Genomic DNA, 19551 nt, shown 5'->3' on the forward strand with positions numbered 1-19551 from the left:
CCCTCATAGAGTGCGAGGATTAGTTGCCCGCTGGGTCGTACAACCAAAGGGTGTTGTTTTCTTGGAATCCATCCTCACCGATGATCACGCGACCATCGCGCATGACGATGGTGTTATCTGGTTGTGATAACTGCTCTACGTCACAACGTGCTGCGCCATCAAGACTGCGGCGATAGGTGGAGCCCATTACCACAGGCTCAATACGAGTGAGGCTGTAGTTGCTATCTATGTGTGCACGATATAGGCCACCACAGTCTTCCACGCGATTGGATAATTGCATGTCTCCTTCATCGTCAATCATGGTGTTATCGATATCAGCGATACCAATATACATAAACGCTTCGGTGACGATTTCATCGGCAATCATATCTTGGCCAGTGATTGCTTCCATGACGCGGTCATGATTGATACTAATGCCTTCGAGCTTACGCCACTCTGCGGTGGCTCCTTTTAAGCGAGCTGCTTGGCGAGACTCTAAAAAGGCCGCGCGGTCATCCATAGGCTCACCAGCGGTAATAGGACTTCCGCCTTGTGCTTCACTTGGGTAATGAGTGGCGCCATCAGCCCAGGCCTGTACGTCAGCCATGCTCATATAGCTGGTTTTCCCTGCAACATAATCACTGGTATCAATGCCGTCATAATCAGCAATCCAAGCTGCAATTGTGGTGTTATCGCCACTGGCCAGAGCCACCCATTCAACATCAAATCCTGTGACCGCCGGGTCACTAAGGCCTTCATCCTGAGTCAATTTTGCCCCGTATAGTGTGCCAGCACTCAAATCCTCCGGGGTATCGGCGACAAATTTAAACAACACCCCACCGGTATCATCTTGTGACGAATACACGGTTTTTCTATCCGGCATGACCACTGAGTTTTCATGCTCATAGCGGCCAATAGTGTAGTGTTTTACCACTTCTGGATTGGCGCTGGTGGGCGCGGTGATTTCAGCAATGTAACCATAACGGTAGGGGTTAGGGAAATCAGGTGCTGTAAGCATCTCAAGACCATCGGTACTGGTGTCTGCTGGATCATTCCAGCTGGCATCGGTGGTTGAGTCAACGCTTGAACGCACAATCCACTCTTCTGAGGTTAATGGGGTGCCCCAAGGAGACACTGAGCCAAAGCAGTTAGCTGCGGTGCCCCAAACATTATCGAAATCAACCATCATGGCTTCAGCGATTGACCAAGTACCTTGATTATTTTTGCTAAGCTTTAAGCGGCTAACTCCCCCAGGATATGACTCCCAGTTAGTGAATAAGTAGCCCTCATTGTCGCTAGTCGGGATAAAACCGTTAAAATCTGGGTTTTCATTCTCAATAATTTTCTCATTACCGACCATGGAGTAATGTACACCTAACCCACCGGGCAAGCCTTTATCACCTAAATCAGCAAAGGTATCACCGGTCTGGCCTAACACTTGGTATTGGCCTACCGCTGACACCACAGTTTGGCGCTCATAATCCGACTCTGGCACGGGTGAGCTGACGATATTTTTTGGCAGTTGGTTGAAGTTTACGCCCGCTAATACGCCTACGGTACCACGATTAATCGCGCGGCCATTGAATTCATCCATGGCGGCATTGGTGTCATCAGGGTGCTGAACATTGAAAAACAAATCGCCCTGACGAGTTAAGAATGCACCGGTCACTTCAGCCCCAGCAGGTACTGTTGCCAAGCGTGTTAATTTACCACTTGCTTGTGCATTTGCGCCGTCTTCGCCATTTGCTCCATCTTGGCCATCGGCGCCATCCTGTCCCGCTGGGCCTTGTTCGCCAACTGGGCCTTGCGGACCTTGTTCACCGTCGTCGCCATCGCAGGCTGCCAACGCTAAGACCATGGAAGCAGTCAAAAAAGATAATTTTAGCTTAGTATTAAGCATGTGAAACGCCCCTTCACTTATAGTTATTTAATCAGTGTTGCAGTCGATACTGCGACCTAAGGTCTCGCTGCAGCGATAATTGCCTGTTGAAAGCGGGGCTTATACTAGGGAGCGGTTATTGCAAAGTGATGGACAAAAGAAGACCTTTTTGTGGTACTTATAATACACTAATGTGACTTTATAACATTTTTGTAGAGGGGGATGCGCATCAGCTATATCAAAATATAGGTGTTGAGTCTTGCTAAATATCAGCCATAGCAACGGCATTTTTTTGCTGGTTTTTTACCTTGTACATGGCTTGATCGGCGGCAATCACCAGATCGTGCAAGGTGGTACCGTGTCCAGGGGAAGTGGCGATACCTATGCTGGCGCCAACACTTACTTGCTCGCCATTGTCCAACTGTGTGGCTTGGCTGAGCGCCTCTCGGAGTTTGTCGGCAAGGTGTAACGCTGGTGTTTGTTCAAGCGCATCGAGAATGATGACAAACTCATCACCACCCCAACGAATACATACATCCTCTTTGCGCACATGGTGTTGTAGTTGTGTTGCCACATGGCAAAGGATGTCGTCGCCTGCGTCGTGGCCATACACATCATTGATCGGTTTAAAGCCGTCAAGATCAATTAACATCAAGGTAATGTCTTGGTTGTTATCAAGGCGTTGTTGCGCCGCCTGTTCGCCTCCTAGACGGTTAAATAAGCCTGTTAAACGGTCTGTGGTGGCTGCTTCGTTAAGCTCAGCGACCATTTTTTTGTGGCGAGTAATATCATTAATAAAAATCTGTAGGTAGGTATCTTGTTCCTTACCATAGCTGCGAGTAACAAGGATATGAGCCCAAATGCAATCCTGTAGGCAGTCAGTGCATAGCTGGTACTCACCGGTAGCAATATCATGCTGATCTAAGGAGTTGCGAATAGAGCGGATGATTTTTTCAGGCTCATTAAAAGTGCGCGCCACAAGCTGATACAAATCCTTTTCCAAAGGAATACCGAGGCGGTTAAACAGCCGCTCTGTGGATGCGTTATAAAGGATGATATTGCCTTCGCGGCGGGCAAGGATCATTGCCGACGCCGCATGCTCGAATAACAACCGTAGCCGACCTTCTAGCTTTTGTACCTCAGAGCGCAGAGCTCGCTCTTGGTTAAAGAGCCGCTCTGTTTGCGCGAGCATAGCGTTAATGCTGTGGGTAATTTCGCCAATTTCACTGGCGTTGTGCGCGAATGGGGTATGTAAGCGATTATCGCCGCCAGGAGTGATGCCCTTAAGCTGAGTGTTAAGTCTTGCCATCGGCTTGGTAATTATAAAATAAGCCAAAATTGTAAAGGTGAGTAATACCACGAGGGTTTGAAAGACCAATAGTTGCGCACTGGATTGTGCTATTGACCGTGCTCGCTGTTCTATCATTGACCACGCTGGCAATAGACGCATTTGTCCGACCGCCTCATTGGCAAAAAAGGGATTATACAAGGTGAAAGTTTTTGCTTGCTGCCAATCACCTTCGCCTTGACTGGCTAATGGCTGAGTGCCTTGGATTTGCGCGGCAAGAATACTGTCGTTCTTTAACAGGCCACTGATAACTTCGATTGCTAAGTCTTCGTCTTGCAAGTAAGCGGCAATAGAGGCAGTGCTCGAGACTGTCATATGCAGCTGAGCAATTGCAAGGTTGGCTTTCTCTACCTCCTGCTGGTAGACGCTACGGTAATAGTATTTCACTGCGATAACGCCAACGATTAACGAAGTGAGTACAAGCGCAATGGCTAAGCGCAGGATCAGGCTATGTTTATTGAACAAGAGTATAAACTACCTTCACGTCGTTAGTGACTTCTTTAAGCTTTACATAGCCGATGGCATTGTCAATTTCTCGGACCCTTTTTATTACCTCAGCGCTGCTTGCCATAGTTAAAGGCGGCTTTGCATGGCCACTGAACTTGACCCGAGACCAATACGCATTAATGCTGCCAATCGGACGCTTAGTTAGACCTTGATAGAACTGCTCACGCAGCAATGAATCCGGTTGCATGTCCAAAGGTGCGGCATGTTCCCCAGAGGGAAAAGCGATAAGTCGACCCATATACAAGTCAACTAACTGCTTGGTGGTTAAACTTTGCGTAGGGTTTGCCTTATTAACTATAACGGCTATTTTTTCTTGTCCGTATGCAACAGCGCTCAATAAAGCGTAAAGTACGCACGTGATGATGAAGGCTCTCATACTAGAACACCCAATCAACCGTCGCGCTTACAACGGTGAATGATTCTGGCGTAGTAAGCAATTCGCGGCGTAGCATAAATTGGTTATCGCTGCTGTCTAAATCAATGTACTCGAGCTGCAGTTTAGCCGCCATATCAGCGCGAAAATCATAGCGGGTGCTGAGCGAGGTCGTTGACTGATCGTTGATGTAATAGTTTAAACCACGCTCTATACGAAAATGGAGTTCATCGGCGAGGGGGTTTGTTAGCCGTGGTTTATCAATCTGCTGGCGCTTGCCGTGCGTCACTGAATAACCCAGTTGCACCGTGAAATCTTGCCACCTTGTGCCGAACACGACATAACCGTTGTGCAAATGTGTGAGAATGTCTGAATCAGCACTGACACGGGCAATTTCCGATTGCACATAGTACTGGCCGTTATCGTACTTTGCGCCTAAGGTCACGTATTGCAACCGTGTATTCACCGTTTTTAAACGCTTGGCAATATCTTGTGCTTGAGGCCAGATTTGTTCAGGCACACTTTGCGCCAGCTCGCGTAGTTGGGCGTAATGGTCGGGCTCATTATCGATATAGGCTTGAGTATAATTGGCTCGCCAAAGCCAGTTACCTTGCTCTAGTGTGAGCGTAGCGCCAGCGATATCATCAAGAGCAATTCGCCATTGAAAATCGGAATTTGTAAGGTAATCTTTTGACTTGCCGTAATACCAGCGTGTGGAGAACATCCCCTGATCGGTGGCGTGGGCTGAAGATAGTTCGATACCATCAATGCTGCGATGGGGAATAAGGCCATAAAACTCAATGGGTGCGTGGGTCGCTGTATAGGCATAGCCTATGTTGCGATAAGGACTCATCATAAACAAATCAAACGCGGTACGCCCGGCTTTGATGGTCCAGTTTGGCTTTGGTGAGTAACTTAAAAATGCCAGTTGGGTAACATCGCCCAGGCTATAGTCGGGGTGGCTTTTGAGTACCCACTGGCCTGTAAAGCCCCACTGAGTATTAAACTGCTTGTGTAACTGAATGCCTAATCGCGACAACGAGGAAAAGTCTAATTCAGAGTTTGTTTTACCATCGGTTACCGATACATCAGTACGAAACCCGTATTGCTCGGATTCATTATAGCTTACGCCGACAGTGGCAAAGCCGCTAAGTTGAGCGGGTTGTGCCAGTGCTGCCGCGCTACTAATAAGCAATGAAAAACCACTAAGTGAACGAAATAAGCCCATGATGCCTCTGAAATTTAGCCATAAAAAAAGGAGCCTGATGTGGGCTCCTTGCTTACGAATCGCGGCGAATTATAAGAAGGTTAGCTGCAACTGGCAACTAAGTGGTCAGTCCTGTTTGCTATTTGAGCACCTAAGTTGATTAAAAATAGTGCACTATGTACTTGAATTGAATGATGATTCCACCTAGCCTGAGAGCCTAGAAAAAAATATAAGAAAAACCCATGCAGTTAGTGAATTATGCGCAGTATGTAAAGGCTTTAGGGCCGGGAATATTAATGGCGACCGCCGCCATCGGCGGCTCACACCTGGTTGCTTCGACCCAAGCCGGGGCGTTATTTGGGTGGCCATTGTTATGGCTGATCATCGCCGTGAATGCGCTTAAATACCCTTTTTTTCGCTTCGGCGTGCATTACACCTTGGCGACCAACGACAACCTAGTCGAGGGTTACAAAAAGCAGGGGCCTGGATTTTTTTATAGCTTTGTGGCTTTGAACCTGATTGCAGCGGTTGTTAACACTGCTGGGGTACTGCTATTAACGGCGGCGCTGGCCCATTATATGCTCGGTGGAGCGCTTGGGTTAACGGCGTTATCAGCCCTGATACTGCTGTTTTGTCTGATATTGCTATTGTTAGGCCATTATCGCGCCTTAGACAGCGTGGCTAAAGTAATTATGGCGGTACTGGCGTTGAGCACGCTAGGTGCATTGGCCATTGCCTGGGTGCAAAGCGGCGGTGCACCGATGGCGATGAGCGCAGAGTTTCAAGCGCCCGACCTCTTTTCTCTGGCGGCGCTGAGCTTTATTGTAGTGATGATGGGGTGGATGCCCGCCCCTATCGAAATCTCCGCGCTTAACTCATTGTGGCTGCAAGCAAAGCGGCGCAATACCACGATAACGACAAACACTGGCTTATTCGACTTTAACTTGGGGTATGTGGTCACCGCGCTCTTGGCAGTGGTATTTTTTGCCTTAGGGGTGTTGATACAATACGGCAGCAGCAGTGAGATTGCTTTGGCTGGGGTCGCGTTTGCACAGCAGCTCATCGATATGTATACGCAAACCATAGGTGAGTGGTCGCGTTGGCTGATTGCCGCCGTGGCCTTCTTATGTATGTTGGGCACCACGCTTACGGTGCTAGATGGCTATGCCCGCACGCTGTTTACCAGTGCCAAGCTAATGAATCGTCGGCTGCTACCACGTCATCTCCACTCTTGGTTGATACTGCAAGCGGGTGCCGGGATGGCAGTGATCTTATTTTTTAAAAGCAACTTAAAAGAAATGCTTACCTTTGCCATGACCCTTGCCTTTTTAACCACGCCGGTATTTGCATGGCTTAATATGCGTTTGGTCAAACAAGCAAAGATCAATCAGCCAACTTGGTTAAAAATATTAAGCTGGTTGGGCATGGCCTATTTAATTAGCTTTAGCCTGGGTTTTGTCGCCCTACAGTTTTGGCCGAGTTAAACAGCGGTGGATTTGCGAAAACAATAATGTGCTTTTTCTGATCTAGATGTTATTCCATGTTGCCACAGCTAAGTTAACGCTTTAATTGCTGCACTAATACCATCAAGGGTGAGCGGAAACATGCGGCTTTGCTCGTTGCTTGCCATGAGCTGGTCTATCATCTCGATGGAGTGGTAATAACGCCAATGCGATTGTGGCTGTGGGTTGAGCCACACCACTTTGTCAAAATGTTGGGTAATGCGCTGTAGCCATAACGCGCCAGGCTCTTCATTCCAGTGCTCAACACTGCCTCCCGGGTAGGCTATCTCGTATGGACCCATGGTGGCATCACCGACAAAGATGACTTTGTAATCGCTACCAAAGCGCTGCATCAGGTTGTGGGTATCAATGACTTGGTCGTGACGACGGTCATTATCTTGCCATAGGTGTTCATACACGCAGTTATGGAAGTAAAAGAACTCTAGGTGTTTAAACTCACCATGAGCGGCGCTGAACAACTGTTCGCATAGGTGAATATGGTCATCCATGGAGCCGCCAATATCGAACAGCATAATGACATTTACGGCGTTATGGCGCTCGGGTGCCATTTTTACATCCAACATGCCCCCTTGTTTCGCCGTTGCCCGAATAGTCTCAGGTAAATCTAAGGTATCGCTGGCTCCGGTACGGGCAAACTTACGCAGTTTTTTCAATGCCAGCTTCATGGTCCGAGAGCTGATATCTGCGCTACTATCGAGGTTACGATACTGGCGTTTATCCCACACTTTTACCGCGCGGCGCTGCCGTGACCCTGGTTGGCCAATGCGAATACCCTCGGGGTTGTAGCCAAAAGCACCAAAGGGCGAGGTGCCGCCGGTGCCTATCCATTTATTACCACCGGCATGGCGCTTTTGTTGCTCTTCAAAGCGTTTCTTTAGTTCTTCCATGAGCTTATCTAAACCGCCCATGGCCTCTATTTGTTCTTTTTCTGCAGCGCTTAAGTGCTTTTCAAACTCTTTGCGTAGCCACTCATCTGGAAGCGTATGCTGGGCTTTCAGCGCCTCGAGTAAATCGACATCTTCTATGCCTTCGAAATAGTCGGCAAAGGCTTTATCAAAACGGTCGAAATGAGTTTCATCTTTGACCATAACAGTGCGAGCAAGGTGATAGAAACCTTCGGTATCGGCAAATACTACGCCCGCTTTGAGGGCCGCTAACAAATCCAGCAACTCGCGCAGGCTGACAGGCAAGCGATACTTACGCAGGATGAAGAAGAACTCAATTAACATTAGCGGCGGCTCATAAACGCAAGCTTTTCAATTAACGACACATCCTGCTCGTTTTTAAGCAGGGCACCAAATAAGGGCATTAACCCGCCTTTATCTGCGCTTTGTTGCAGCACCTCGGGGCTGATGTCCTCAGCCATTAACAACTTAAGCCAGTCGAGAAGCTCGCTGGTGGAAGGCTTTTTCTTTAAGCCATCGACTTGGCGCAAGCCAAAAAACACCTCTAGCGCCTCACGCAATAGCGTTTGCTTAATGTCGGGGTAGTGAACATCGACAATTTGCTGCATTTCTTGTGGACTTGGGAAGTCGATGTAGTGGAAAAAGCAACGGCGTAAAAAGGCATCGGGAAGTTCTTTTTCATTGTTGGAGGTGATAATGACAATAGGGCGTTGTTTAGCGACTACGCGCTCACCGGTTTCATAGACAAAAAACTCCATCTTATCGAGCTCTAGCAGTAAATCGTTCGGAAACTCGATGTCTGCTTTGTCGATTTCATCAATTAACAGCACCGGACGCGGACCTTGTTCATCGCTCGCAAACGCTTGCCATAACTTCCCTTTAACTATGTAATTGCCGATATCATGGACACGCTCATCCCCTAGTTGCGAGTCACGAAGGCGAGATACCGCATCATATTCGTAGAGCCCTTGCTGCGCTTTGGTGGTGGACTTTATATGCCACTGAATCAGTTCACTGCCTACGCTTTTTGCAAGCTCTTCAGCCAATAAGGTTTTTCCTGTTCCGGGTTCGCCTTTGATCAGCAGCGGCTTTTGTAGGGCAATAGCTGCGTTAACCGCTTGTTTTAAGGCGCTACTGGCAATGTAGTGGTCGGTAGAATCGAAATGCACGGAATAATCCTATTACTGGTCTGACATCAATGTGCTTAGTCTGCCATAGTTCGATTTGTACACCAAGTCATGCTGTGACAGCGCTCGCTAACACAGGTATAATGGCCGATATTGTTTCGCGCTGCGATAAGTTGCCATATTGAATGAATTATTTGTGTTTGGATGAATACGCAAAGGCTTGGGTGTTTAAGCACCAAGAGCTATTGATAGCCCCACAACAGTTGGCGCAGATAAAACCGATGACGCCAACCCGTTCTGCGGTGCTGTGGTCGACCTTTATCAGTCGAGATAAGGATCACCCGGATTTCTTTAGCGAAGATGATTGGCTATGCCAAGCGCAGCACTGGCAAGCGCAAGAGGTGTTTTGGGAGCAGGCATTCGAAGATGAAACAGCAATCCCTGAGCAGATTCTTAGTCATTTAGATTGGCAAGACAACACCACAGTCTACTTTTGTAATAGCCGTGATGAGGTTATCGAAACTCGGTTTGATGTGTTTAAACAACATTGGCAAAACTTTATGTTTTTAGCTGATGGCAGCATTTTGATCGGCAAAAAACGCCCTCAAGTGGTGCAATTCATGGAAACAGGTTTTGCCCGCCTGGGTGAGCAACCGAAATAGCGCGAGTATCTTGAAGCATCGGACAGATATCATGCTTCTCAAATTTTGCACAACTATGGTATAAACTTAACCTCTACGACTAGGAGGTATTGTGCAGCAACCGTCATCGCAGCAGGCCGATTTATTTGCGCTGGATCAGCAGCGGGTGCTCTATGCTGAGTTGTGTAATGCCTTTTATGCTCGAGAACTACAGCGCTTAAGCCAGCACCTTGAACCTAGCGGTGATGCGGCTCGTGTGGCGCGTATGCTAGCCAGCTTACCTTATTATGTCGAGCGCGCGGCGTTTCACATCGTTCGTGGTCATAGCCCGTTAACCTTAGATGGGCAAAATGGCAGTTGGATTGCCAAGCAGGCCACTAAGGCGCCAGTACCAGATAGCGAGAAAAATCATGCGTTTTATAGTCGCTTTGCGCAAATTGGCATGCTAGTCCCGGTATTGGTGGCGCAGCAAGGAATGCAGTATGTAATGCTCGATACGCTTGATCAAGTCAGTAGTAACCGAGTGCATTGTAATCAAAGCGGGTGGTTTGATTTGCAGGGTCAGTATCAAGATAGCCGCATACAACATCAAAAAGTGACGCTGTTATGGCCTAGCAAGAAGCATTTTACGCCGGCCTGCTGTGGCCACCGTTGGCAGCAACACAAGGTCACATCGCCGCGCACATTAAGCTTGCGGGAAATGCTGTTAACAACACGAATAAACTGGAAAAACTTCAGGCAACCATTGCCTGTAAAGGATACATAATGCGCCTATTTCAATTAGGCCTCGTGGCTTTGTTTTTTTACTTACAGTATCTGTTATGGTTTGGTCATAATGGCATTGAGGATTACACCCGGCTGCGTAAAGCGGTCGCCAGCCATGAGCTTACTAATCAACAATTAAGTAAACGTAATAAACTGCTTGAGGCAGATATCCAGGACCTGAAGTTGGATTTGGAGGGGGTAGAAGAGCGGGCCCGCCACGAACTTGGGATGATCAAACCCGGTGAGGTGTTTTACCGCGTTTTACCGAGCAAGCAATCGCTTAGAAAAGAATAATAGTTACTGAATTTATATGACGACACAACCTCGCATTGTTGCCATCGTTCCCGCTGCGGGAGTGGGCTCCCGAATGCAATCAAGCACACCCAAGCAATACATCGAACTGCAGGGCAAAACAGTCTTAGAGCACACCCTGAATAAGCTTATGAAAGTAGGCGAGATCAGCGCCATTAAAGTGGCCATCAGTGCAGCTGATGATTACTTTTCCACGCTCGCCATCAATAAACAGGTTATTAGTACTGTCGCCGGAGGCCGTGAGCGCGCAGACTCGGTGTTGGCGGCGCTGGATGCCATAGAGCAACAAAGCCCTGATTGGGTCTTGGTGCATGATGCGGCACGTCCATTAGTGTGTGCACATGACATCGATAATCTGATAGCGCAATGCTGCGCTGCAAAGCAAGGTGGCATTTTGGCCGCCAAGGTGCGCGATACGATAAAGCGCGGGTGCAAGCGCGGCTGCAATAGTGAAGATGACGGCGAGTTTATCGACATGACCATACCGCGAGAGCATTTATACCAAGCGTTGACGCCGCAATTCTTTCCTTATGAGCTCTTGCGCCAAGCGCTGCGCGATGCGCTCGCTGCGGGTGCCAACATTACTGACGAAGCATCAGCCATGGAGTGGGCTGGACATCCGGTACGCTTAATCACCGGACGCAGTGATAATTTCAAAATAACCACGCCAGAAGACTTACAGTTAGCAAACTTTCTTTTGGCCCAACAAGTAACGGAGTTTGTATGATCCGCATTGGTCATGGCTATGATGTACACCGCTTTGGTGGTGAAGGGCCGCTAGTGATTGCCGGCGTGAGCATCGATTATGAGCAAGGCTTTATTGCCCACTCCGATGGCGATGTTGCTATTCATGCCTTATGTGATGCCTTACTCGGGGCGTTGGCATTGGGGGATATCGGCAAACACTTTCCTGATACCAGTGCCGAATTTGCTGGTATTGATAGCCGTATACTGCTGCGCCGGGTGATGCAGGAAGTGAATAACAAGGGCTACGCGGTGGGCAATGTTGATGTCACTATTGTCGCTCAGGCACCGAAAATGCGCCCTCATATTGATGCTATGCGCCAATGTTTAGCCGATGATTTACAGGTGCGCATGGATCAAGTCAATGTTAAGGCAACGACCACTGAAAAGCTCGGTTTCGCAGGGCGCAAAGAAGGAATAGCCAGTCATGCGGTGGCATTGTTGGTCGAATCGTCATGAGTGACGCAGTATCATCCTGGGAGCAGCCTTTAGCTGAGCTGAACTATTTATACGGCAAGCCAAGCGCAAAAGCGCTGTTTAAAGAGCACGCCGAAGACTTTATGGTCGACGAAGAGCTTGGATTTGAGCTCGATGGTGAAGGTGAGCATGTTTGTATTCATATAATCAAACGTGGTGTTAATACACAGGCGGTCGCCAAAGCCATTGCCAAGCTTGCACAGGTGGCTCCTAGAGAGGTGGCATACGCCGGGCAAAAAGACCGCCAAGGTGTGTGTAGCCAGTGGTTTAGTGTTCCTGTTCCGATAAAAAAGCATATTGACTTCAGTGCCCTAAATGATGAGTCAATCTTTGTTACTGAGCAGCAACGCCACGGTCGCCGTTTGCGTCTCGGTTGTCACCGGGGGAATCACTTTAAAATACGCTTGCGTGAGGTCGATGAGCCATTAGCGGTGCTTAGTCGTATTAACGCCGTGCGTCAGGGAGTGCCCAATTACTTTGGTGAGCAACGTTTTGGTCATGGCGGGCATAATCTCACCATGGCGCAGCGGATGTTCCAAGGTGAGCGTATCCGCGATAAAAAGCTGCGCTCGATGGTGATCTCTGCCGCCCGGTCTTACATTTTTAATCAGATCGTTAGTTTGCGAGTAGCCGAGCATGGTCTTGCCAAAACCCTGCAACATGAAGTGTTTATGCTCAGTGGCAGTAACGCCTTTTTCACTGATGCCATTACTCCTGAGAACATCACCCGCTTAGTACAAGGTGATATTGAGTTGTCTGCCCCCATGGTAGGTAAGGGTGATAAGGCACTGGTGGCGCAAGAGCGTCAATGGTTGGCACCATTTAATGAGTGGTGCGCGGGGTTGGCGCAATTAGGGCTTAAAGGGGAGCGCCGTATGCTGCGTCTTTACCCTGAAAACTTAACCGTCGCAGCGCCAAGCGAGAATGTCATAGAGCTGAGTTTTAGTCTAAAAAAAGGCTGTTTTGCTACGGCGTTACTCAGAGAGCTGGTTGACTATCGACAAAGTGAGAACAGTATTACAAGGAATCACGATGAGAATATTGCTAAGTAATGATGATGGTGTGCATGCCAAGGGAATAGCCGCTTTATATCAAGCGTTGCAGCAAATTGCTGAGGTTGATGTGGTGGCACCCGATCGAAACTGCAGTGGTGCCAGTAACTCATTGACGTTAATGAACCCACTGCGTGCCCATAAGCTAGACAATGGATTTATCAGTATCAATGGCACGCCGACCGACTGTGTACACGTTGCTTTGAATGCATTGTTGGAACAGCAACCAGACTTAGTTGTCGCGGGCGTAAACCATGGTGCTAATTTGGGTGATGACACCCTCTATTCTGGCACTGTGGCCGCCGCCACTGAAGGCCGACACATGGGCTTACCAGCCATTGCTGTGTCGCTTGTAGGACCAGAGTGTGAGCACTTTGAGACGGCAGCACAAGTGACGGTTGATATAATCAAAAAGCTCAAGAGCCACCCATTACCGAAAGACCAAATTATTAATATCAATGTTCCTGATGTGCCTTACCGTGAACTTAGAGGCATTAAAGTAACGCGATTGGGTGCTCGTCATAAAGCGAAAACCATGACCGCACAGCGTGACCCTTGGGGTCGTAAGGTGTATTGGTATGGCTCGCTTGGCCCTGAACTAGATGCGGGGGCGGGCACTGATTTTGATGCGATTCGTCAAGGCTATGCCGCAGTGACGCCAATGAGTGTGGATATGACCGCTCATGAAAGCATTACTCCCTTGCAGGAGTGGCTGTTGGAGTCTGGTGATGATCGGTAATCTGCAACGCAGCGCAAGTTCATTGGCAGAGTTGTTAGCCAAAGAGGGAGTGACTGATCAGCGCGTGCTTGAGGTTATAGCACACACCCCTCGGCATGTATTTATAGATGAGGTACTAAAACATAAAGCCTATCAGAATACCGCTTTACCAATCGGCCAAGGGCAAACTATTTCGCAACCCTTTATCGTCGCGCAGATGACCGCACTGCTGCGCCAGCATGGCGTGAGCTCTAAGGTATTGGAGATAGGTACCGGTTCTGGTTATCAAAGCGCTATATTGGCACAGCTGTTTGACAAGGTGTATTCGGTGGAGCGTATCAAGGCGTTGCAGTGGCAAGCAAAGCGCCGCTTGCATCAGCTTGATTTGTATAACGTCAGCATGAAGCATGGTGATGGTTGGCAAGGTTGGGCATCTCAAGCGCCATTTCAGGGCATTATAGTGACTGCCGCAGCATCCAGTGTTCCCGAGCAGCTACTCCAGCAGCTTGATGACGGTGGTGTGATGATTGTGCCAATAGGCGATGCTGAACAAAAGCTAATGGTATATACTCGCCATGGAAATCAATTTAATCAACAAGTTATGGCCGATGTGCGTTTTGTGCCCTTGGTACCTGGCGACATAATATAAGGAAGTTTTCTTGCAGTTATTTACCCCTTTGTACGATGCCGCCTTGCGTTGGGCCGCTCACCGACATGCTGAGCGCTACTTAGCAGGGATGAGCTTTGCCGAATCGGTATTTTTCCCCGTTCCCCCTGACGTCATGCTGGCACCGATGTGCTTAGCGAAAACTTCACAAGCTTGGCGTTTCGCTATTTTGACCACCTTAGCCTCTGTTATTGGCGGAGTGTTAGGTTATCTTCTTGGTTTTTGGCTATTTGAACCCTTAGTTGAACCATTTATCCATTCTATGGGTTGGCAAGATAAATTTGCCCAAGCACTCGCTTGGTTTGAACATTATGGCGTGTGGGTGGTGTTTATAGCTGGCTTCTCGCCGATACCGTACAAGGTCTTTACCATAGGTGCCGGTTTATTGCAGATGGCCTTTTTACCTTTCTTGTTGGCATCGGCAGTAGGCCGAGGTGCACGCTTTTTTCTTGTCGCTGCATTGATGAAGTGGGGAGGGGCGCGTATGGAGCAGAAACTGCGACAATACGTGGAAGTGCTTGGTTGGCTTGTAGTTAGCTTGGCCATCGGTTTATATTTGGTTTACCGCTAAGCTATGCAAGGGCGCTTTATGCAAGTGAAATACACCAGTTTGATAGTACTGGTTTGCTTGTTATTGAGCGCTTGCTCGTCTCGAAATACACCCGCACCGGTTTCTGTCCTAGACACTGGTCGGGCCAAAGTGTCACGAAAAATTCATATCACCGGGGAGCACTATCGTGTGCAAAAAGGCGATACCCTCTACGCCATTGCTTTTAGTGCTAACAAAGATGTCCGGGAAATCGCGCAAATCAATGGTATTAAGCCGCCGTACACTATTTACCCAAAGCAGTTGATTTACATCGAGTCGCAATGGCTAAAAAAGAAAAAGCGAGAAAAATATCGTAACTCGAGTAAAAAGTCTACAAAATCAACACAAAAAAATAACAAAAAATTAAAGAAAGAGGTTGCGAAGCCGATACAACGGGAGTATGTTCGAAAACAACCTAGTAAAAAAACTGTTAGCAAAAAAGTACGTTCTGCTAACAGGTCAGCTCAAACTTTGAGCTGGCAATGGCCAGCACAAGGAAAGGTCACGCAGCGTTTCTCTAACAAAGAAAATGGCTATAAAGGGGTGCAGATAGCCAATCGAGCAGGGACTTCTGTTCGTGCTGCCGCCGATGGTGTGGTCGTGTATGCGGGTGATGCGCTACGGGGATACGGTAATTTAATCATAGTGAAACATAACGATGATTATCTTAGTGCGTACGCACACAATTCGCGTTTACTAGTACAGGAAAAACAGGATGTCAAAGCTGGGCAAAAGATTGCCGAGATGGGCAGCTCTGAGTCCCCTGTTACCGCTCTTCGTTTTGAAATCCGGTATCGAGGCAAAGCAGTCAATCCGAGCAAGTACTTACCCTAGCTTTACAAGCACGAAACAGTAGTAAGGTGTTTGGGATTTTTACCGCGCTACACCGGAGGGTACTCTGATGGGTCACACTGCAAAACTTGAAACCACACAAGACAACGCCACTGATACAAATGTTATCGACGAACCAAAGGAAGAACTCCTAGAGCAAGTAGAGGAAAGCAATGCTGAGGAAGAGATCTTTGCCAAGGACGATAATGTTAAAAACCTCGATGCAACGCAACTTTACCTAAGTGAAATTGGCTTTTCGCCGCTGTTAAGCGCCGAGGAAGAAGTCTACTTTGCACGTAAAGCCTTACGTGGCTGCGAAGCGTCAAGAAAACGCATGATTGAGAGCAACCTACGCCTGGTTGTGAAAATTGCCCGACGTTACAATAATCGTGGTTTAGCGCTACTCGATCTGATTGAGGAAGGTAATCTGGGGCTGATCCGCGCCGTGGAGAAGTTTGACCCAGAGCGCGGTTTTCGCTTTTCAACTTATGCAACATGGTGGATACGACAAACGATAGAGCGTGCGATAATGAACCAGACACGCACTATTCGCCTACCGATTCACGTGGTTAAAGAGCTTAATGTTTACTTGCGGACGGCCCGTGAACTGACGCAGCAACTGGATCATGAACCAACGGCAGAAGAAATTGCAGAGCGTTTAGACCGACCAGTAGAAGACGTGACTAAAATGTTGCGTTTAAACGAAAAGATTTCTTCCGTTGATACCCCGATTGGTGGTGACAACGATAAAGCATTACTGGACATTATTGCCGATGAGAAGGGCAGTGGTCCCGAAGGGGAAGTGCAAAGTAAAGATATCAACGATCATATCGTGCATTGGCTTGATGAGCTAAACCCTAAACAGCGGGAAGTTTTGGCTCGACGCTTTGGTTTATTAGGATACGAGCCATCCACCCTTGAGGACGTAGGCCGAGAAATTGGCCTCACCCGAGAGCGGGTAAGACAAATTCAAGTGGAGGCATTGCGCCGATTAAAAGATATGCTCCATCACGAAGGGCTTAACACCGAGAGTCTATTTGAACAAATGTAATGACTGATTACCCACAAGCCGCCTTTCTAAGGCGGCTTTTTTATGCACTTAATTAGCAGGGCAACATACAAAAGGTCTCGCAGCCCAAGAACTTTCCCAGATACTCCAACACTCATTGTTAACGTACCCATTGGTGGTGAGATAAATTCAAGCTCACTGAAGTCCCTTCTGTTGATATTCGTCGATTGTTAATAATGGCTTTAAGTAATACAAAAAATACACAATTGATTAACATGTTTGTTTTGGTTAGTCTGGACCTGATTAAAAAACAAACGAGGTGATTTATGAAATCCAATCGGCGATATATACCTGCTGTGGTGGCAGCACTCATGGCGGCGCCCACTGTGACTTGGGCCTTAGACTGCAGCCCACTGACGCCATGGAATAGCGATGATGCCTATAACAGTGGTGCTCAAGTTGTATACCAAGACAAAGCATATGAAGCGAACTGGTGGACGCAAAATCAAGACCCAGCCACTCACTCAGGAGACTGGCAGCAATGGCGTTTACTGGGTCAATGCGATGGTGCCAACCAAACGCCAATAGTCGAGCTTACTTCGCCTCTAAACAATAGTTCTTTTGGTGAAAATGACAGCGTTGTCTTAAAGGCACAAGCAAGCGACAGTGATGGCAGTATCAGCGCCGTTGAGTTTTTCATCAATGGAGTTTCACTGGGTGTCGATAATGCCGCTCCTTTTGAGCTAAATTGGCAAGCCTTGGCAGGAGAGCATACTCTGCGTGCTCAGGCGCGAGATGATCAGCAAGGCGAGGGCGTCAGCGCTGAAGTACAAATCTCGGTGCTCCCCGCTGACGGGAATGCTGCGCCGACAGTGACGTTAACTGCACCTACAGCGCAAACCCAAGCGCGAAGCGGTGAGCAAGTGACCTTGAGCGCTAATGCCGATGACAGTGATGGTGTTGTTACGGCGGTAGATTTTTATGTTGATCAAGTACAAGTTGGCACCGATAGCAGTGCACCCTATTCTATACAATGGCAGGCCGAGTCGGGGCTTCATCAGTTCCAAGCCAAAGCCACCGATGATGTCGGCGCTCAGAGTATGAGTGCCAGTGTGCAAGTCAACGTCGATGCGGCCGCAGCTGGCATCTGTCAAGGCACGCCTAGTTATGTAGCAGGCACCAGTTATAGCCAAGGGGATACCGTCGAAAATGTCAATCACGCCTATCGCTGTGACGTCGCTGGTTGGTGCTCTTCAAGTTCGGCTTGGGCATATGAACCTGGAGTCGGTCAGCACTGGCAGGATGCTTGGGCCGACCTCGGTATTTGCGCAATTGCTCCGGATATCACCATTACCTCGCCCAGTGCTAATGCCACATTATTACAAGGGCAAAGTACGGTGATTAGCGCCGATGTTAGCGACAGTGACGGCAGTGTCAGTGCGGTTGAATTCTCTGTTGCAGGCAATGTGATCGCCACAGATACGAGCGCGCCTTACCAAGCAACATGGCAAGTGCAAGGGCTCGGTGAAACGGCGGTGACGGTTGCCGCGAGTGATAATGAAGGCAACCTTAGCGAGCAGTCAGTGCTGGTCACTGTCACTGATCAGCCCTTGGTGGTGAGCTTGAACTCTCCTGCCAGCGCAGAGCAGCTGCGCTTAGGGCAAAGCCTGACACTGGCCGCTGATGCAAGTTCAGCGCTCGGCAGTATTACCGAGGTGAGCTTTGCTGTGAATGGGCAAATCGTTGGCAGTGACAGCAGTGCCCCTTATACGCTGAATTATACCCCCGCGAGTTTAGGCCAGTATGCAGTTAGCGCCCTTGCCAATGACTCTCAAGGTAACAGCGCACAAAGCACGGCCGCGACAATTAATGTGATTGATACCCCAGCGGGGAAAAAACACAAGCTCATCGGTTATTGGCATAACTTCGTTAATCCGGCAGGCTGTCCTATCCCCTTGTCTGATATTTCCAGTGCTTGGGATATCATCGATATTGCCTTTGCCGAGAATGACCGCAATGCCACCGGTAAAGTTGTCTTTCACCCCTTTGAAGAGGATATTCGTTCCGATTGTCCGCCGATAGACCCGGTTAAATTTAAGCAAGACATAAAAGATTTACAAGCACAAGGAAAGGTCGTGGTATTGAGCCTTGGCGGCGCCGAAGGCACGATTACCCTAGAGACAGATAGTGACGAGGCGAACTTTGTCGCCAGTTTGACTAACATCATCAATGAATGGGGCTTTGATGGCCTAGATGTCGATTACGAGAGTGGTTCCAACCTGGTTCATGGCTCACAGATCCAAGCGCGTTTAGGGCGTGCCTTGAAGCAAATTGAGCAAAACATGGGGGGCGATATGTATCTTACAATGGCTCCGGAGCACCCTTATGTACATGGGGGCATGGTCGCTTACTCTGGCATTTGGGGGGCGTATATTCCGCTCATTGACGATGTGCGCGATACCCTAGATTTACTCCATGTGCAACTCTACAACAATGGTGGATTACCTAACCCCTATGAGCCGGGCTCGGTACCTGAAGGGTCGGTCAACATGATGGTCGCGCATGCAAAAATGTTGATAGAAGGGTTTACCCTTGCTAATGGTCAACAATTTGCGCCGCTGCGTGATGACCAAGTTGCTATCGGTCTGCCGTCTGGTCCGCAATCGGCTAATTCAGGGCAAGCACCCACGCAAAACATTATTGATGCGTTGGATTGCTTAACCAAGGGGCAAGCATGTGGCACCATTACACCCAGTAACCCGTATCCAAACTTTGGTGGGGTTATGACCTGGTCGATAAACTGGGATAAGTACGATGGTTACAATTTCTCTGGTCCCATTGGCGATAAACTCACTCAGATGAACAATGGCCAATAACCCTGAGATATGAAAAAAGCCC

Annotated in this window: 19 protein-coding genes; 13 read left to right on the plus strand and 6 right to left on the minus strand. The window is 48.5% G+C overall.

From position 1 onward, the window contains the following. Positions 1 to 19: 19 nt before the first annotated feature. The 4 genes from MHM93_RS08875 to MHM93_RS08890 form a co-directional block, all read right to left on the minus strand. Positions 20 to 1879, minus strand: a complete 1860-nt coding sequence (locus MHM93_RS08875; protein ID WP_239448743.1) for an alkaline phosphatase PhoX — start codon at positions 1877 to 1879, stop codon at positions 20 to 22. A gap of 241 nt (positions 1880 to 2120) precedes the next feature. Beyond that, on the minus strand, positions 2121 to 3671 hold the full coding sequence (locus tag MHM93_RS08880; RefSeq protein WP_239448744.1) for a sensor domain-containing diguanylate cyclase: 1551 nt from the start codon (positions 3669 to 3671) through the stop codon (positions 2121 to 2123). Continuing rightward, the gene (locus tag MHM93_RS08885; RefSeq protein ID WP_239448746.1) at positions 3661 to 4089 is read right to left on the minus strand and encodes a hypothetical protein; all 429 of its coding nucleotides are present in this window, start codon (positions 4087 to 4089) and stop codon (positions 3661 to 3663) included. The genes MHM93_RS08880 and MHM93_RS08885 overlap by 11 nt, the downstream gene beginning before the upstream one ends. A gap of 1 nt (position 4090) precedes the next feature. After that, positions 4091 to 5314: a hypothetical protein gene (locus MHM93_RS08890; protein ID WP_239448748.1), complete on the minus strand. Its 1224-nt coding sequence runs from the start codon at positions 5312 to 5314 to the stop codon at positions 4091 to 4093. Positions 5315 to 5535: 221 nt separating this feature from the next. Between MHM93_RS08890 and MHM93_RS08895 the strand changes: the two genes are divergently transcribed. Further along, a complete protein-coding gene (locus MHM93_RS08895; RefSeq protein ID WP_239448760.1) occupies positions 5536 to 6777 on the plus strand; it encodes a divalent metal cation transporter in 1242 nt (413 codons plus the stop codon). Positions 6778 to 6845: 68 nt separating this feature from the next. On the opposite strand, the gene MHM93_RS08900 is transcribed toward MHM93_RS08895, so the two are convergent. Together MHM93_RS08900 and MHM93_RS08905 are read right to left on the minus strand one after the other, a co-directional pair. After that, the gene (locus tag MHM93_RS08900) at positions 6846 to 8045 is read right to left on the minus strand and encodes a VWA domain-containing protein (RefSeq protein WP_239448762.1); all 1200 of its coding nucleotides are present in this window, start codon (positions 8043 to 8045) and stop codon (positions 6846 to 6848) included. Continuing rightward, positions 8045 to 8890 (minus strand): MoxR family ATPase, encoded by an 846-nt coding sequence (locus MHM93_RS08905; protein WP_239448764.1) that lies wholly within the window; start codon positions 8888 to 8890, stop codon positions 8045 to 8047. The genes MHM93_RS08900 and MHM93_RS08905 overlap by 1 nt, the downstream gene beginning before the upstream one ends. A 143-nt stretch (positions 8891 to 9033) precedes the next feature. Here MHM93_RS08905 and MHM93_RS08910 point away from each other — a divergent pair, with 143 nt between their 5' ends. The 12 genes from MHM93_RS08910 (at position 9034) to MHM93_RS08965 (ending at position 19529) form a co-directional block, all read left to right on the plus strand. Further along, on the plus strand, positions 9034 to 9510 hold the full coding sequence (locus tag MHM93_RS08910; protein ID WP_151172330.1) for a DUF2947 family protein: 477 nt from the start codon (positions 9034 to 9036) through the stop codon (positions 9508 to 9510). Between the two features lie 91 nt (positions 9511 to 9601). Then, complete coding sequence (locus MHM93_RS08915) at positions 9602 to 10255, plus strand: hypothetical protein (protein WP_239448766.1); 654 nt, start codon at positions 9602 to 9604, stop codon at positions 10253 to 10255. Next, positions 10255 to 10548 (plus strand): cell division protein FtsB, encoded by a 294-nt coding sequence (gene ftsB / locus MHM93_RS08920; protein ID WP_022946460.1) that lies wholly within the window; start codon positions 10255 to 10257, stop codon positions 10546 to 10548. The genes MHM93_RS08915 and ftsB overlap by 1 nt, the downstream gene beginning before the upstream one ends. Before the next feature lie 16 nt (positions 10549 to 10564). Then, positions 10565 to 11293 (plus strand): 2-C-methyl-D-erythritol 4-phosphate cytidylyltransferase, encoded by a 729-nt coding sequence (ispD, locus tag MHM93_RS08925; RefSeq protein ID WP_239448768.1) that lies wholly within the window; start codon positions 10565 to 10567, stop codon positions 11291 to 11293. Further along, positions 11290 to 11769, plus strand: a complete 480-nt coding sequence (gene ispF / locus MHM93_RS08930; protein ID WP_053910677.1) for a 2-C-methyl-D-erythritol 2,4-cyclodiphosphate synthase — start codon at positions 11290 to 11292, stop codon at positions 11767 to 11769. Before ispD ends, ispF begins: the two co-directional genes overlap by 4 nt. Continuing rightward, positions 11766 to 12839 carry a tRNA pseudouridine(13) synthase TruD gene (locus MHM93_RS08935; protein WP_239448769.1) on the plus strand — a complete coding sequence of 358 codons (1074 nt, stop codon included), beginning with the start codon at positions 11766 to 11768 and terminating at the stop codon, positions 12837 to 12839. The genes ispF and MHM93_RS08935 overlap by 4 nt, the downstream gene beginning before the upstream one ends. Further along, positions 12820 to 13578: a 5'/3'-nucleotidase SurE gene (surE, locus tag MHM93_RS08940; protein ID WP_239448771.1), complete on the plus strand. Its 759-nt coding sequence runs from the start codon at positions 12820 to 12822 to the stop codon at positions 13576 to 13578. Before MHM93_RS08935 ends, surE begins: the two co-directional genes overlap by 20 nt. Next, positions 13568 to 14206 (plus strand): protein-L-isoaspartate(D-aspartate) O-methyltransferase, encoded by a 639-nt coding sequence (locus tag MHM93_RS08945; RefSeq protein ID WP_022946465.1) that lies wholly within the window; start codon positions 13568 to 13570, stop codon positions 14204 to 14206. The genes surE and MHM93_RS08945 overlap by 11 nt, the downstream gene beginning before the upstream one ends. Positions 14207 to 14216: 10 nt before the next feature. Next, on the plus strand, positions 14217 to 14795 hold the full coding sequence (locus tag MHM93_RS08950; RefSeq protein WP_045978509.1) for a YqaA family protein: 579 nt from the start codon (positions 14217 to 14219) through the stop codon (positions 14793 to 14795). A 3-nt stretch (positions 14796 to 14798) separates the two neighbouring features. Further along, entirely contained in the window at positions 14799 to 15647 is an 849-nt protein-coding gene (locus MHM93_RS08955; protein WP_239448773.1) for a peptidoglycan DD-metalloendopeptidase family protein, read from the plus strand. 67 nt (positions 15648 to 15714) lie between these two features. Further along, the gene (gene rpoS / locus MHM93_RS08960) at positions 15715 to 16695 is read left to right on the plus strand and encodes an RNA polymerase sigma factor RpoS (RefSeq protein ID WP_022946468.1); all 981 of its coding nucleotides are present in this window, start codon (positions 15715 to 15717) and stop codon (positions 16693 to 16695) included. A gap of 284 nt (positions 16696 to 16979) precedes the next feature. Beyond that, a complete protein-coding gene (locus MHM93_RS08965; protein ID WP_239448775.1) occupies positions 16980 to 19529 on the plus strand; it encodes an Ig-like domain-containing protein in 2550 nt (849 codons plus the stop codon). Positions 19530 to 19551 lie beyond the last annotated feature (22 nt).

It is taken from the genome of Pseudoalteromonas sp. MM17-2, assembly GCF_022347945.1.
GTDB lineage: Bacteria > Pseudomonadota > Gammaproteobacteria > Enterobacterales > Alteromonadaceae > Pseudoalteromonas > Pseudoalteromonas ruthenica.